This window comes from Fictibacillus enclensis, assembly GCF_030123385.1.
GTDB lineage: Bacteria > Bacillota > Bacilli > Bacillales > Fictibacillaceae > Fictibacillus_C > Fictibacillus_C enclensis.
This window is the reverse complement of sequence record NZ_CP126109.1, coordinates 1,017,347-1,031,378: the sequence shown is the minus strand read 5'-3', so window position 1 is coordinate 1,031,378 and position 14,032 is coordinate 1,017,347. Positions and strand designations below refer to the sequence as shown.

The following is a 14,032-nucleotide window of genomic DNA, read 5'->3' as shown; positions in this document are numbered from 1 at the left end:
AAAACAAAAAAAACAATGGACACTTCTGCCCATTTTCTAAAAGTTGATTTTTTTTATCAATGATAATGCCCAATGGACCACCCCTGCATTGATGACACCATCTACAAACGAATGTATGTTTACTCCAAAATTCCAGAAGGAGAGGAGCACCGAAATCCCCAGGGACACCCAAAACACGTATTCCCTTTTTAGAAAAGGTGCTCGCCTCAATCCAAAGCCAATGACCAGCAATGCCGGAATTAAAAATAATGAGTGCTGATTCAAATACTGAAGCAAAAAAGTTAAGATATCCACTCTATCACCGCCTTTGCTCAAAGCTGTAATAGTGTATGGAAGTTTACTAGATTTGCTTATTCATTTGCCCGTTTTATTCCAAATCCTTTTTTTCCAGTCTGTTCAGAATTTTATCTTTTTCTATTTCAGCCAGTTCTTCTGAAATGAGAAGTCTTCTGGCCAATATATCAACTGCCTCATGTTCGGCAGCCAATGCTTCTGCCAGCGCCTTTTCTTCCAGTTCTTTCTCAAGCTCTGGATGATCGCGCAAGAGCTCTTCCATTTGATTTTTCGCTTCATTAATTGTCTGTTCATAGCTTTCCTTCATCTTTCTGAATGTTACAGGAGTAATGACAGCATCATCCTGTAAGCGGTAAAGATGTTTCAGAGCCCGGCGTGAGCGATGATAGCTTGTAAACAAAACTTCATTTTTCTGAATAGCTGGAGCCTGCTTACGGATACCCAAAGCCTTGATTAAATAGCTGATTGTTGTGCCCTGAACAAGAAGGGAAAAGAATACAATGGAAAAGGAAAGAACAATGATTTCATCTCTTCCTTTAAAATCCTGGGTTAAACTTAATGCAAGCGCAATAGACAGCGACCCACGCAGGCCTCCCCAATTGACCACATGTTTCCATTTGGAAGGGATATCCTTAACAAAGATTAACATTCCATAAACAACCACGGCTCTCGAAACTAATACGATCAGGATTCCAATTCCTATGATTTCCCATTTGTCATTAAGATTTATATTTGCAATTTCAAGCCCGACAAGCAAGAAAACGATCGAATTGGCCAAAAGTGACGTCACGTCCCAAAATGAGTTGATATTCATCTTTGTAATTGGGCTCATACCAATTTTGGCTCCGTAGTTCCCTAATATGAGTCCACTGGTAACAACAGCAATAACACCTGAAAAACCAAAAAACTCTGAAAGCAAATAACTTCCATAGAAAAGGAGAACCGAAAACAGGATTTCCAGCGGATAGTCATCGTAAAAACTGGTGAGCTTGGAAAAGATATAACCCATTACCGCTCCAATCGCAATACCGCCAAGAGCGACTTTTATAAAAATACCAAAGCCGTACAGTCCTCCAGTCGCTCCCATTTTCAGGTAAGCAGGCAGATATGCAGAAGCAATCGTAAATAAAACGACAGCCATTCCATCATTAAACAAACTTTCACCCTCTACAATGATAGAAAGTTTTCTGTTAACGCCCATGGATTTAAAGATACTAAGAACAGAAACGGGGTCTGTAGCACTCATCAAGGCACCGAATACAAAAGCCGCCTGCAGACCAAGGCCGAGCCATAAATAAGAACTAAATCCCACGAGCACACATGTAATCAGAGTACCTACCAGGGCCAAAAGGACAATGGCCACTTTATTTTCAAGCAGATGGGAAAAAGGCAACTTCAAAGAAGCTTCTCCCAGTAACGTGGGAAGGAGAAGAGAAATAATGACAAACTGGAAGATATCCCCTTCCTGTGTTAAATTTTTGATAGGTTCCAAATTCTCAATGGGAATAAGACCGATTAAAGCGCCTACGACAACCAGTGCAATAGGGTATGGCCTTTTTAGTTTTTTTGCCAGCGCCGTCACCAACACCGAAATACCCAAAAGAATGACAATAATATGTAACATTTCTTCCATGACGTTGCCTCTTTTCCTATAAAAGCTTTTATTTCTATCCATTTACTATTTTGCGTCCCTTTAAACGGATTTAACGTGAGAGAAAAGGTATTTTGTAACTTTTTGACTATTTTTAGCAAACCTCTTTCCTTCAACGGCGTTTTCCTTCATACTTGTTTTTGTGACAAAATCCCTCATGAAAGTCGTGAATGAAAGATGTTATTACAAATGATTGAAAAAAAGCGGGAAGTTTTGCTATGTCTTGGAAAGACCTATGGCTTGACGGCAGAGGTTACTGTGAAATGCAGCCAGGAACTTGATCATTTGCTTAATCTGCTTTCCCGAACAGAGGAAAAACCAAAATCTTTGATAAGACAATAATGGACCAACCCAAAAATTTAAAAGCAAAAAAACGGCGGGAGACCACTCCCCGCCGTTTTTTTAATGATAATCTCTATTAATTCCCTATTAATTTTGAAGGATTTCCTCTATGCGTTCAAGTGATTCGGCAGAGAGTTTGACTCCTGAAGCCTTTACGGTTTCCTCCAGCTGATCCGGTGAACTTGCGCCCACAATGGCACTTGATACATTGTCCTGACGAAGAATCCAAGAGAGTGCAAGCTGAGCGACGGTAATTCCATTCTCTTCTGCCACTCCTTTTAATTTCTCCACCTTTTGAAGTTTTTCTTCGGTCAGATGGCCGGATATCATTTTCTTGCTGTTCTCATCCGCGGCCCGGCTTCCTTTTGGCGCCTCTTCACCGATTTTATACTTTCCGGTCAGAACGCCCTGCGCAAGCGGCGACCATACCACCTGGCCGATGCCATGTTTTTCACTCACCGGAATGACTTCTTTTTCAATATAACGCTCAAACATATTGTATTGAGGCTGGCTGACAACAATACGGTCCAGCAATTTTTTATCCGCCAAGTGTACCGCTTCTGAAATCTGTTCTGCAGTCCACTCACTCACCCCGGCATAAAGCACTTTGCCCTGACGGATCAAATCATCGATAGCCCGCAGCGTTTCCTCCAGAGGAGTTTCCTTGTCATAGCGATGGCAATAAAAAATATCCACATAATCCAATCCAAGCCGCTCGAGGCTGGCATTGCACTGCTCAATCACATGCTTTCTCGAAAGACCCCGGTCGTTCGGGCCGTCCCCCATTGGCCAGAATGCCTTTGTAGCCAAAACATATGAATCGCGCTGGTAGCCTTTTAAAACGCTTCCCACCACTTTTTCAGCTTCTCCCCGCATATAGACATTGGCGGTATCAAAGAAATTAATTCCAAGGTCAAATGCTTTATGTATACTGGCTTCTGCGTTCTCCCGTTCCACATAGCCGGCAGTGGTCAGCCAGCTTCCAAGAGAAATCTCGCTGACTTTTAATCCAGTACTCCCAAGACGACGGTATTCCATAATCATTTTCCACCTTTCAAATTAGAAAAATAGGTACGGTACAAGTTTACCAGTTTTCTAAATATTATAAAGAATTACATCTTGAAAAATCCATAAATCCCCTATTGGTAGGATAAACAGCTGATAATTGTTCAATTAATGGATGATTTTACTACTATTTTGAAATAATTATGTAACGGTTTTGTTACCTTCCTCTAACCTGCCTGTCATACTCTACCTGTACAATGGCAATTGTGGCTATCAAGGAAATCTTATCCTTTTTAACTAAACTTTTCGTACTTTAGGAGGTACTACATATGTTAAAAAAAGTAATTGCAACAGGAGCGATCACTGGAGTAATAATGGGTTCTCCAATAGTAGGGGAAGCCGCGTTAGGGGACCATACATTAAAACAAGGCATGTGGGACAAAGACGTACACCAATTACAGCAATCGCTTAAAGATAAAGGTTATTTCCATTACACCAAAACAACAGGTTACTATGGAGATATCACAACGGCTTCCGTGAAGGATTTTCAAAAGAAAAACGGACTCAAAGTAGATGGTATTACAGGAAAACAAACAGCAGAAGCGCTGCTTCAATCTTCTTTAAATAAATCCAATCTTTTGCAACAGGGCAGCAAAGGCTATGCTGTTTCCGGATTGCAAAGCGAATTAAAGGATCAAGGATTCTACAACTATACCGTTGATGGAATCTATGGACCTGTTACCGTAAGAGCGGTTAAAGCTTTCCAGACTGCTAAAGGGATCGGTATTGACGGCATCACCGGACCTCAAACCATTAAAGCGCTTTACAGCGATAATGGGGTCCGTGTAAAAACTGAGGTTCAATCTGCTGCTCCGGCACAGAAAACTACAACTGCCTCAGCACCAAAAGCTGAAGCACAAGAAACAAAAGCACCTGCACAGAAAAAACAGGGTAAAACCATTGCTGTGGAATCAACAGCTTACACAGCAAACTGCAACGGCTGCAGCGGTGTAACGGCGAATGGGACAAACCTTAAATCTAACCCTAATGCAAAAGTCATTGCTGTTGACCCTGATGTTATTCCTTTAAATTCTAAAGTGTATGTTGAAGGATATGGCTATGCAACAGCAGCTGACACTGGCGGTGCGATCAATGGCAACCGAATCGACGTATTCTATTCTTCCAAGGATACTGCCAACCAATGGGGAAGAAAAACAGTTAAAGTTACTGTTCTTGATTAATCAGAAGAAACCTTTAATTAAGAGAGGCGGCCGCGTGCCGCCTCTTTTTTTGATGCTCCATCGAAGAGTTTAACGTGAGCCGGACCGCTAGGCCGCTTTTTAAGTTTTTCTTTGTCACATAATCTTTATATGTTTTTTAGCGGTTTTCTTTTATAATAGGTAAGTGTTTGATTAATTTACGAACAGGCTGGTGAATGTATTGTTTCTTTGGATTGCCATTATTATGGGTCTGGTTGAGGGACTGACCGAGTTTCTTCCTGTTTCTTCCACTGGACATTTAATTATCGCAGGGCACTTTTTAGGATTTACAGGAGATAAAGCAAAAACGTTTGAAATTGTGATACAGCTTGGTTCCATTCTGGCTGTTGTAGTCCTTTACTGGAAAAGGCTGTGGAGCCTTCTCGGTGTGGGCAAAATCGAATCTGAGGATGGGCAAAAAGGCCATTTGAATCTGATTCATATTTTTTGCGGTATGCTGCCTGCAGTTGTGATCGGACTTCTTGTTCACGATGCCGTAAAAAAGTATTTGTTCTCAACAAGTACGGTTGTATTCAGCTTGATTGTCGGCGGACTGCTGATGATTTATGCTGAAAAGAAAAAAAAGAAGATTACGGCAGCTACTCTTGACCAGATTACGTACAAGCAGGCCTTTATCATCGGCTTGTTTCAGTGTCTTGCATTGTGGCCGGGCTTCTCGCGTTCGGGTGCTACCATTTCCGGTGGTGTTTTGATGGGCTTAAGCCATCGAACGGCGGCTGATTTTACGTTTATTCTTGCGGTGCCGATCATGATCGCGGCCAGCGGACTTGACCTCTATAAAAGCTGGGATTACTTAAGCGCAAGCGACCTCCCGTTTTTTGTTACAGGATTTATTACGGCCTTTATCGTAGCGGTTGTTGCTATCCTGTTCTTTATCCGTTTGATTGCTAAAGTAAAGCTGACACCATTTGCATATTACCGTTTCATCCTTGCAGCCGTTTTGGCTGCAATTATCTGGCTGTAATCATAAAGCATCAAAAAAGGATGGCGTTTTCCCGCCATCTTTTTTTGATGTAAATAATAATAAGGCTCACCATTTCGTATCTTTTTTCAGCAAGCTGTACATCACCAAATCCTGAAATTCCCCATCCACGAACTGATAATCCCTTAATTGCCCTTCCGCATGAAAGCCTAATTTTTCAGCCAGTTTAGCAGAACCGAGATTATCGGGATGGATAAGCGCGCCAATACGGTTAAGCTCCATTGTATGAAAGCCATAAGGCAATATGATACCTAATACCTCCGACATGACACCCTTCCGCCATTCACTGCGCCGTATTTCATATCCGACTTCCGCTCGCCGTTTCTTTTTTGCCCAATTGTGAAAACCGCAGGTTCCAATTACTCTTCCATTTGTTTTTTCGGCAATTCCCCAGCGAATGGTTGCCCCAGAACTGAATCCGTTCTGAAAATCCTGGATGAGTGAAGCGGTCTGTTCGATGGATTCAAACGGAATCGCTCCCCAGTACTTTACTACCTCGGAATCAGAATATACTTCATGCAGATCCTGTGCATCCTCCACTTTGATTTCTCTCAATTGATATCGTGTAGTGGAAATTTCTGGAAACACAGGCAGATCAGAGACTGTTTCCATACTCGTTAACTCCCTTTTATCGCAAATAGCTGATTTGAGCAATATTCAATAATGTCGCTGCGGCGGACGATGCCGATGAATACATCATTATCATCCACCACTGGAACAAAATTTTGGGTCGCTATCAAACTCAGGAGATCTTCCATTTGAGCATTAATGTAAACCGATTTGATCAACCGCTCTTTTTTAATACCCGATATGGAAAACCGGTGGCTTGTTTCGAAATTCAGTCCCGGTGTATTTTTGATCGTCCACAAAAGATCCCCTTCAGTGACAGTTTCAGAATATCTTCCTTTATCATCAAGCACCGGGACTGCGGTGTATCGATGGTGTTCGAGTTTTTCCAGCGCCTGACGGACGGTTGAATTTGTTTTCAAAAAGGCAACCTGCTCTTTCGGCAAAAGAAAAAAAGCAATGTTCACGATACCTTCCTCCTAGTTATCTAAATCTGCAAATCTTTTATTACGGGCTCAGCCGCAAGGCTCTCCCACAGATAATAGGTAATATACGTACTCCACGGGCGCCAGTCTTCCGCAAGTCTTCTGACGTCTTCTTCTGTGGGCTGGTAATCCAGTCCCCATGCATTACGAACTCCGTTTCTTAAGCCAATATCCGCAGCAGGCAGCACATCCGTCCTCCCCATGGCAAATATGAGAAGGCACTCAATGGTCCAACGTCCAATTCCCCTGATTGGCAACAGTGTTTCCATTACCTCTTCATCACTCATCCCCCAGAGGGCATCAACATCAAGCTTTCCTGCCGCAATCATCCTGGCAAAATCAATAATATATTCTGCTTTTCTTTGGCTGAACTGAAGTTCTCTCAGCTCCTGATAATCAAGAGCTGCAATCTTCTCCACCGCCGGAAAAATAGAGAAAGGTTCACCGTTCACTTCCAGATGCTCACCGGCAAGATCAATGAGACGGTCGATCAGAACACCGGCAAACGTGAGATTCACCTGTTGTCCAACGATGATTTTCACCATCGATTCGAACAGGTCCGGATCCGTCACCAGACGCAAGCCGTAAAATGACGTGATAAGAGGCGCAATCTGCCTGTGTCCTGAAAATTGGGTATAAAATTGCTTAAGATCAATGTCCGTTGAAAACATGCGTGTGACAATAACATCCAGTTCGGCCTTTTCCTCCTGGTTAAGGTCATCCGGCTGATCAATCAAAAGTTCTGCCTCATCTATGCCGCCGCTAGCCTTTACATTAAGCAATACCGGCCTGTTTCCAACATGAACCATCCGTTTGTACGACTTACTTTCCAAATCTGCCTGGACAATGTTATTTTTCCCATGGCTCTTCACCCTGCGAAGCATTTTAGAGAAATCAAAGGGTGAAGCAGGTTTAATTACTTTTAACATAATTTCTCCTTTATCCTTCTTCTTTGTAAAAAAACACACATCGTGTATGCGCTCTCATATTTATTATCTCTTCTTGCCCGCAAACTTTCCAGTCCAAATTTCAATTCCTTCTGATCACCATGGCAAACCGTTCAACAAAAAAACACTGCTGAATCCTTCAGCAGTGCTCACTTTGCGGCAGACGGGTCAGGCGTCTCCCGAGTTTTCTCTTTTTTTTAGATGGGGGTTGTCATCCAGGCTGTCCACTGTATGTTTATACGCATATCCTTTTGAAATTGCCAGAACAAATACGACAAGAACAAACAAAATAATAATAACGGAAATCAAAATTGAAATAAGAAGAGTTGACACAATGTACAGCTCCTTTATTTGATAATCCCTATTTTAGCATGAGCAGCTCCGGAATCTCATGGACATTTCGTTCTACAATGTGCCCTTATACAGGTTATAATCGTCAATACTTGAAAAGCACCCCAGCCGGTCCCCGATCAGCAGCCCAAAATCAATATATGCATTGTTCTTTGCCGTTATTATATTTTTGTCTTCAACTACCTGCCGGTTTACGGCGCGCCCTGTCAGCCACTCCTTCACTTTTCTGTTTTCCTCCTCCAGATGAGGGGCTGAATAGCTTTTATTTTCCAGTATCCCTGCTTTTCCGGCAATTAACACTCCTAAGCCAATAGCAGCAATACGGACTCCATCTCTGTCGAAGCCCTTTATCAGCCTGATAAGGCGAGGATCTGACTGGCTTGCTGCCTGTCTTCCGCCAGGGAGCAGCAGCAGGTCGTATTCCAAAGGATTTATGTTTTTCAATTTAATGGTCGGATGTACAAGCAATCCGCACTCACTCGTAATTCCCCCGTGGGGCAATGAAAAACTTAAAATTTCGTAATGTCGGCTGAGGGCGGATAACGCCACCACAATTTCTACTTCCCGGAATTGGGGATAGAGATAAACCAGCACTCTCTTTTTCATGTATCCACATCCATTTCTGTGGTACAAATGGCATACCAATTTTTGTCGAACCTTGTATTAATTTCATTGTATCAGTACAAAAGAGGGGTGTGTATTGGGAAAATTGATGATTAAGTTGTGAAAATAACCCAGTATTTAATCGTCTATTTTCCCAAATTCTCCATTCTTTCCTATAAAAACATGAAACCAAATAAACTTTTTATCAAAAAATCAGACTTTTTCTTATAATTTGTTGAAAACTTGGTTTCAGTCCTAAAGTAATTGGGTATTTAACAAGGTCGGTTTTTTGCGAGAAGAAGCTGTTACTTATTTACTAGGAGGTACTACATGAAAAGGGTTTCTGTCTTATTTATCTCTGTTTTAATTTTGCTGGGCATGCTTGCCGGCTGCTCAGGGAGTGCGGGGGGGCCGCAAGAGGAAAGCTCCGGCGACAGTTCTGCCCAAAAGGGGAAAGTCACGTTGAATTTTTGGACATTCTGGGGGTCCGAAACAAGACGGCCTGTGATTGAAAAAATCATTAATGATTTTAACAAATCACAAGATGATATATATGTAAAACACACATTCTTGCCATTTGGTGATATCTGGACAAAGAACCTTGCCGCTATTTCTGCCGGTAATCCTCCCGATGTGATCATTAATGACATTAACTCCGTGCAGCATCGCGCCAAAAACAATCAATCTACCAATTTATCTGAATATATAAAAGATGATTCTTTTAAAGGCAACTTTTACCCACGACTGTGGGATACAGTCCAGTATAAAGGCGATCCGTATGCCGTGCCATTTAACACTGATACCCGACTTCTTTTTTATAACAAAAAGGCGTTTAAAGAAGCTGGCCTTGATCCAAATAAACCGCCGAAGACATGGGATGAGCTTGAAGCGTATGCCAAAAAGCTCGATAAAAAAAGCGGCGACCGCTATGAGAGAATCGGTTTTTACCCGTTATGGGGATCATTCGGGCCTCCAAGCTGGCTCATGAATGCCGACAACGGAAAAGGATTCCTGTCCCAAAACAACGAGGTACAAATCAACACACCTGAGAAATTGGAAGGACTAAAGTGGCTTAAGAGCTGGAATGACCGGATCGGCCAGGAAAATGTAAATGCGTTCAAAGCGGAATTTGGAAGCGAACAATCCAATCCTTTCATTGCCGGAAAAGTCGGTATGTGGGTGGACGTTGCCACCTTCTATACACAAATCAGGGACTTTGGGAAAGACATGGATTTTGGAGTGGCGCCAATCCCTGCCAAATCCGCAGATGCCAAGCATTGGAGCGACGGTGGCGGCTTCGTGGCTGAAATCCCAAAGGGAGCCAAACATCCAAAAGAATCCTATGAATTCATCAAATATTTGACAGGAGAAAAAGCACAAGCCTATTGGGCGTCCAAAAATTTTGATAATGTGGCGAACAAGAAAGCGTCTGAGGATGCCCTTTCTAAATTAAGCGGCAACGACAAAATGGTTTATAAGGAAGCGGTTGATAATTTACAAGTAACCACCATGAATCCTGTTCCGGCAGATGCTCCTGATTATCAGAATAAAATCAACCCGTTAATTGATGCCGTTCTTTTAGGAAAAGAAAAACCGGAAAATGCCCTGAAAAAGGCACAGTCAGAGGTAGAACAATCACTAAAGAAATAAGGTACTCTTTTACTTTTGAAAAAGAAGCGGCCTGTCGCCACCAAGACAGGCCGTTTATGCAGCCAAACGCGGATTCGCAGCCAGACAGCTGGCAAAAAATCAATCGAAGGGCGGGATGTTGTGATGGAAACAGCGTATGAGTCTGCAAAAAAAAGAAAACAGGCTGCCCAAAGGAACATTGCAGAACCTGTAAAAAAGTACAGGATAAAATCCTTAAGAAAACGTGAGGAGTTATCAGGATTTTTATTTATTTCGCCATGGCTGATCGGGTTTGTGGCATTAACAGTGGGTCCGCTTCTTTTTTCTTTGTATGTCAGTTTCACTAATTACAATATCACATCGAAAATGGATTTTGTGGGAACACAAAATTATCATAATATGTTTTTTAATGATGGATTGTTTTGGACCTCTCTCTGGAACACTTTGTATTTTGTAGCCTTTTCCGTACCATTGACAACGGCCGGCGCTATCCTTTTGGCAGTGCTTCTCAACCAAAAAATCCCAGGTATCAAAGTGTTCCGGACCATCTATTATCTCCCTGCTGTTCTATCGGGTGTCGCTGTTTATTTACTGTGGATGCAGCTTCTCAGCCCATCAACAGGTTTAGTGAACACTGCACTGAGCTGGTTCGGCATCAAGGGCCCTGCATGGCTGTTTGATCCCGAGTGGACAAAACCTGCATTGATCGTCATGAAAATGTGGAGCGTTGGCGGCGGTATGCTCTTGTATCTTGCCAGCCTTCAAGGGGTTTCAAAAGCCATGTACGAAGCAGCAGATATTGATGGAGCGAGTGCTTTTCGAAAGTTTTTCCATATTACGCTTCCCATGATCACACCCGTCATCTTTTTTGATATTGTTACAAGCCTGATTGGAGGATTCCAAATTTTTCAGGAAGCGTACGTCATGACGGAAAATGGGGATGGAGGTCCTGTGAATTCCCTCCTGTTCTATAATTTGCATATGTGGAACAAAGCATTTGAAGTCTTTGACATGGGATATGCTTCAGCGATGGCATGGTTCCTGTTCGTCATTGTACTGGTTTTAACAGTCATCAACCTGAAATTCGGAAAACACTGGGTTCATTATGGCGGAGGGGATGAAAAATGAGTACTAGGCAGCACGCACCAAAGTTCTATGAAACCATGTCATTTAGAAGAAAAATGAAGAAATCTTTTGTTCTCTTTCTTCTGATTCTCGGCAGTATCGTTATCCTGTCACCCGTTTGGTGGATGATCTCTACGTCCTTGAAAACTCCGGGAGAGATTGCCCAATATCCTCCCTCATTTATGCCGGAATCCTTTCAGTGGAGCAATTATTTGAAAGCCTGGCAAACGGCCCCCTTCACCCGGTGGGCCATCAATACCATTTTTATTACAGTATGTGTAGTGATTGGAAACGTCGTGGTGAACTCTTTTGTTGCCTACGGTTTTGCTAAAATCCGGTTTAGAGGAAAGAATTTTCTATTCATGCTTGTTCTTTCCACCATGCTGATTCCGGGGTTTGTTATGATGATTCCCCAATATATGCTTTTTTCAAAGCTGCACTGGATCAATACGTATTTACCATTGATTGTTCCCGCTTTTTTCGGCAATGCGTTTTTCATTTTTCTGCTTCGTCAGTTTTTCAAGACCATTCCTGATGAAATGATTGAAGCAGCCAAAATTGACGGCGCCAACCATTTTCAGATCTGGTGGAAGCTGGCGATGCCGCTCATGAAACCAGCGGTCATTACTGTGGCCATTCTTTCTTTTAATGGCGCATGGAATGATTTCCTTGGACCATTGCTCTACATTAATGATGAGAAGCTATATACACTTCAAATCGGACTGCAGACCTTCAAGGGAACGGTTCAGACCCAATGGCATTATTTGATGTCAGCATCGGTACTTGTCCTGCTTCCTGTCATTCTCATCTTCTTCTTTTTTCAACGGTACTTTATTGAAGGCTCCAACATTACCTCTGGAACAAAAGGATAAAGAAAAAACGGGTATACCGCCATCTGGTATATCCGTTTTTTTATGTTTCGAAGTTTCATAGCCATCCAGTATTAATTTTTCATACCGGCAGAGGCAATTCCCTGCACATAATACTTTTGAAAGAATACAAAAATGATCAACAGCGGTATGGTAGCCATCGTGAGGGCTGCCATGACATGTCCATACTTTACAGGCGGCTGGTGGAAAAAGAATTGCATTCCCACCTGCAGCGGTCTGACACTTTCATCTGTAGTGGCAATTAAAGGCCACATAAAGTCTCCCCAATGGGTAATGAAGGTCAGCAGAGCTACCGTGATAAATACGGGTTTCGATAACGGAATCACAATCTGAAAAAAGATTCTCAGGGTCGATGCTCCGTCCATCCTGGCCGATTCCTCAAGCTCCTTCGGCAGGTTCAAGAAGAATTGCCGGAACATAAAAATATTAAATGCATTGGCAATGAACGGGATAATGAGCGCCTGATACGTATTGAGCCAGTCAAACTCATCAATGATCAAATATAGCGGAAGCAAAATGCTTTCAAACGGAATGATAATTAAAGCTACCACTGCTGAAAACAAAAGATCTCTTCCCTTGAACTGCATGCGGGCAAATGCGTAGGCGGCAAGCGAGTTCACAAACAAGCCGAGAAGAACGATCACGGATACATACAGCGTACTTGTGAGCAAATAGCGGATGAAGGGAATTCGTTCAAATACCCCCGTATAGTTGTCCAATGAGAATGTATAAGGAACAAAAGCTCTAAATGATTTCAAATCCGCAAAAATTTCCGGCTCGGTTTTAAATGACGAAACCACCATCCAAACAAGAGGAAATAAAAAGAGAATGGCCAACAAAATGAGAACAACATACAAACCGATTTGTGCAATGATTCGATTCTTTTTCATACATTCTCCTCCTATTCTGTATTTTCTTTAATGAACCTTCGCTGCAGTATGGAAATAATCAATACGATCACAAAGAATAAAATGGCAATAGCGGAGGAATAACCAACATCCCGGAATTTAAAGCCGGTTTCGTACACCATATAAACAAGCGTTTTCGTGGAATCAAGCGGCCCTCCCTGCGTCATTACGAATGGCTGTATAAAAAGTTTTGTTGCCGCAATCATTGTAACGATGGCAATAAAGGCAAGAATGTTGCGGATTCCCGGAATAGTAATATGAATCAGCTTTTGCCATGCATTTGCTCCGTCAATGGATGCTGCTTCGTATTGATGATCCGGAATATCCTGAAGTCCCGCAAGAAAAATCATCATTTGATAGCCAGCACCCTGCCAGATACTCATAAAAATAATAGAGTACATTGCCTGGTCTTTATCCGTCAGAAATTGAAACGGCCCCAGACCGACAATATTTAAAATGGAGTTTGCCAAGCCATTGTCAGGATTATAAATAAAGGTCCAGAGGATGGATACGATAACCATCGATGTCACAACAGGTGCAAAAAAGGCCATCCTGAAAAATTTTATGCCCATTAATTTTTGATTGACCAAAAGCGCAAGGGCCAGTGCAACAAGCGTTTGTACAGGAACGACAATCACTACGAAAAGGGCTGTATTGCCCAGTGATTTCAGGAAGAGGCTATCCTCTGCAAGCCGCTTGTAATTTTCAAATGCGACAAATTTCGTTTGTTCCGGGGTTAGAAGATAATAGTTTGTAAAGCTGAAATATAACGCAAGAATAGCTGGAAGAATTAAAAATACAAAGAGCAGGATTATGGCAGGAGCTACAAAGCCATAGCTGGTAAACAAATTTTTTCTTTTTCTTTGCTTCGGGCTCACTGTGGGCAACGGATTGTTTACGTTTGTTTTTTGGGTAATTGGTTCCATCCTTTTCTCCTTTCCGTGTAAAAATATATGAAAAGGAGTGACATCAT

At 42.2% G+C, this 14,032-nt stretch carries 16 protein-coding genes; 6 read left to right on the top strand and 10 right to left on the bottom strand.

Annotated features, from left to right (window positions below; translation table 11 throughout):
• Window positions 1–36: 36 nt before the first annotated feature.
• Window positions 37–294, bottom strand: a complete 258-nt coding sequence (locus QNH15_RS05580) for a phage holin family protein (protein WP_283893202.1) — start codon at window positions 292–294, stop codon at window positions 37–39.
• 73 nt (window positions 295–367) lie between these two features.
• Complete coding sequence (locus QNH15_RS05575; protein ID WP_283893201.1) at window positions 368–1,927, bottom strand: Na+/H+ antiporter; 1,560 nt, start codon at window positions 1,925–1,927, stop codon at window positions 368–370.
• A 195-nt stretch (window positions 1,928–2,122) separates the two neighbouring features.
• Here QNH15_RS05575 and QNH15_RS05570 point away from each other — a divergent pair, with 195 nt between their 5' ends.
• Window positions 2,123–2,287: an aspartyl-phosphate phosphatase Spo0E family protein gene (locus QNH15_RS05570; RefSeq protein WP_283893200.1), complete on the top strand. Its 165-nt coding sequence runs from the start codon at window positions 2,123–2,125 to the stop codon at window positions 2,285–2,287.
• 87 nt (window positions 2,288–2,374) lie between these two features.
• Here QNH15_RS05570 and QNH15_RS05565 read toward each other — a convergent pair whose 3' ends face one another.
• The gene (locus QNH15_RS05565) at window positions 2,375–3,325 is read right to left on the bottom strand and encodes an aldo/keto reductase family protein (RefSeq protein WP_283893199.1); all 951 of its coding nucleotides are present in this window, start codon (window positions 3,323–3,325) and stop codon (window positions 2,375–2,377) included.
• A gap of 296 nt (window positions 3,326–3,621) precedes the next feature.
• Between QNH15_RS05565 and QNH15_RS05560 the strand changes: the two genes are divergently transcribed.
• Complete coding sequence (locus QNH15_RS05560; RefSeq protein ID WP_283893197.1) at window positions 3,622–4,533, top strand: peptidoglycan-binding protein; 912 nt, start codon at window positions 3,622–3,624, stop codon at window positions 4,531–4,533.
• 199 nt (window positions 4,534–4,732) lie between these two features.
• A complete protein-coding gene (bacA, locus tag QNH15_RS05555; protein ID WP_283893195.1) occupies window positions 4,733–5,536 on the top strand; it encodes an undecaprenyl-diphosphate phosphatase in 804 nt (267 codons plus the stop codon).
• A gap of 66 nt (window positions 5,537–5,602) precedes the next feature.
• Here bacA and QNH15_RS05550 read toward each other — a convergent pair whose 3' ends face one another.
• The 5 genes from QNH15_RS05550 to QNH15_RS05530 all read right to left on the bottom strand — a co-directional run bounded on the left by QNH15_RS05550 (window position 5,603) and on the right by QNH15_RS05530 (window position 8,510).
• Window positions 5,603–6,166, bottom strand: coding sequence for a GNAT family N-acetyltransferase (locus tag QNH15_RS05550; RefSeq protein ID WP_283893193.1), 564 nt, complete (start codon window positions 6,164–6,166; stop codon window positions 5,603–5,605).
• Window positions 6,167–6,171: 5 nt separating this feature from the next.
• Window positions 6,172–6,588, bottom strand: coding sequence for a CBS domain-containing protein (locus QNH15_RS05545; RefSeq protein ID WP_061967445.1), 417 nt, complete (start codon window positions 6,586–6,588; stop codon window positions 6,172–6,174).
• Window positions 6,589–6,608: 20 nt separating this feature from the next.
• Window positions 6,609–7,535: a DNA-3-methyladenine glycosylase family protein gene (locus tag QNH15_RS05540; RefSeq protein WP_283893191.1), complete on the bottom strand. Its 927-nt coding sequence runs from the start codon at window positions 7,533–7,535 to the stop codon at window positions 6,609–6,611.
• A gap of 186 nt (window positions 7,536–7,721) precedes the next feature.
• Window positions 7,722–7,886, bottom strand: coding sequence for a YtzI protein (gene ytzI, locus QNH15_RS05535; protein WP_090238000.1), 165 nt, complete (start codon window positions 7,884–7,886; stop codon window positions 7,722–7,724).
• 72 nt (window positions 7,887–7,958) lie between these two features.
• On the bottom strand, window positions 7,959–8,510 hold the full coding sequence (locus tag QNH15_RS05530; RefSeq protein WP_283893187.1) for a DJ-1/PfpI family protein: 552 nt from the start codon (window positions 8,508–8,510) through the stop codon (window positions 7,959–7,961).
• Between the two features lie 327 nt (window positions 8,511–8,837).
• Here QNH15_RS05530 and QNH15_RS05525 point away from each other — a divergent pair, with 327 nt between their 5' ends.
• The 3 genes from QNH15_RS05525 to QNH15_RS05515 are packed head-to-tail and all read left to right on the top strand — an operon-like array spanning window position 8,838 to window position 12,133.
• Window positions 8,838–10,157, top strand: a complete 1,320-nt coding sequence (locus QNH15_RS05525; RefSeq protein WP_283893185.1) for an ABC transporter substrate-binding protein — start codon at window positions 8,838–8,840, stop codon at window positions 10,155–10,157.
• Between the two features lie 15 nt (window positions 10,158–10,172).
• Entirely contained in the window at window positions 10,173–11,264 is a 1,092-nt protein-coding gene (locus tag QNH15_RS05520; protein ID WP_283893183.1) for a carbohydrate ABC transporter permease, read from the top strand.
• Window positions 11,261–12,133 carry a carbohydrate ABC transporter permease gene (locus QNH15_RS05515; protein WP_283893181.1) on the top strand — a complete coding sequence of 291 codons (873 nt, stop codon included), beginning with the start codon at window positions 11,261–11,263 and terminating at the stop codon, window positions 12,131–12,133. Before QNH15_RS05520 ends, QNH15_RS05515 begins: the two co-directional genes overlap by 4 nt.
• Window positions 12,134–12,204: 71 nt before the next feature.
• On the opposite strand, the gene QNH15_RS05510 is transcribed toward QNH15_RS05515, so the two are convergent.
• Together QNH15_RS05510 and QNH15_RS05505 are read right to left on the bottom strand one after the other, a co-directional pair.
• A complete protein-coding gene (locus QNH15_RS05510) occupies window positions 12,205–13,041 on the bottom strand; it encodes a carbohydrate ABC transporter permease (RefSeq protein WP_283893179.1) in 837 nt (278 codons plus the stop codon).
• A gap of 11 nt (window positions 13,042–13,052) precedes the next feature.
• Window positions 13,053–13,985, bottom strand: coding sequence for a carbohydrate ABC transporter permease (locus QNH15_RS05505; protein ID WP_129477457.1), 933 nt, complete (start codon window positions 13,983–13,985; stop codon window positions 13,053–13,055).
• Between the last annotated feature and the right edge of the window lie 47 nt (window positions 13,986–14,032).

Excerpts from the sequence above, each read along its gene's own strand:
- QNH15_RS05575 (WP_283893201.1), bottom strand. The coding sequence starts at position 1,927 with ATGGAAGAAATGTTACATATTATTGTCATTCTTTTGGGTATTTCGGTG.
- QNH15_RS05530 (WP_283893187.1), bottom strand. The coding sequence starts at position 8,510 with ATGAAAAAGAGAGTGCTGGTTTATCTCTATCCCCAATTCCGGGAAGTA.
- QNH15_RS05540 (WP_283893191.1), bottom strand. The coding sequence starts at position 7,535 with ATGTTAAAAGTAATTAAACCTGCTTCACCCTTTGATTTCTCTAAAATG.
- QNH15_RS05505 (WP_129477457.1), bottom strand. The coding sequence starts at position 13,985 with ATGGAACCAATTACCCAAAAAACAAACGTAAACAATCCGTTGCCCACA.
- QNH15_RS05560 (WP_283893197.1), top strand. The coding sequence starts at position 3,622 with ATGTTAAAAAAAGTAATTGCAACAGGAGCGATCACTGGAGTAATAATG.
- QNH15_RS05525 (WP_283893185.1), top strand. The coding sequence starts at position 8,838 with ATGAAAAGGGTTTCTGTCTTATTTATCTCTGTTTTAATTTTGCTGGGC.
- QNH15_RS05515 (WP_283893181.1), top strand. The coding sequence starts at position 11,261 with ATGAGTACTAGGCAGCACGCACCAAAGTTCTATGAAACCATGTCATTT.
- QNH15_RS05565 (WP_283893199.1), bottom strand. The coding sequence starts at position 3,325 with ATGGAATACCGTCGTCTTGGGAGTACTGGATTAAAAGTCAGCGAGATT.
- QNH15_RS05550 (WP_283893193.1), bottom strand. The coding sequence starts at position 6,166 with ATGGAAACAGTCTCTGATCTGCCTGTGTTTCCAGAAATTTCCACTACA.
- QNH15_RS05510 (WP_283893179.1), bottom strand. The coding sequence starts at position 13,041 with ATGAAAAAGAATCGAATCATTGCACAAATCGGTTTGTATGTTGTTCTC.
- QNH15_RS05570 (WP_283893200.1), top strand. The coding sequence starts at position 2,123 with ATGTTATTACAAATGATTGAAAAAAAGCGGGAAGTTTTGCTATGTCTT.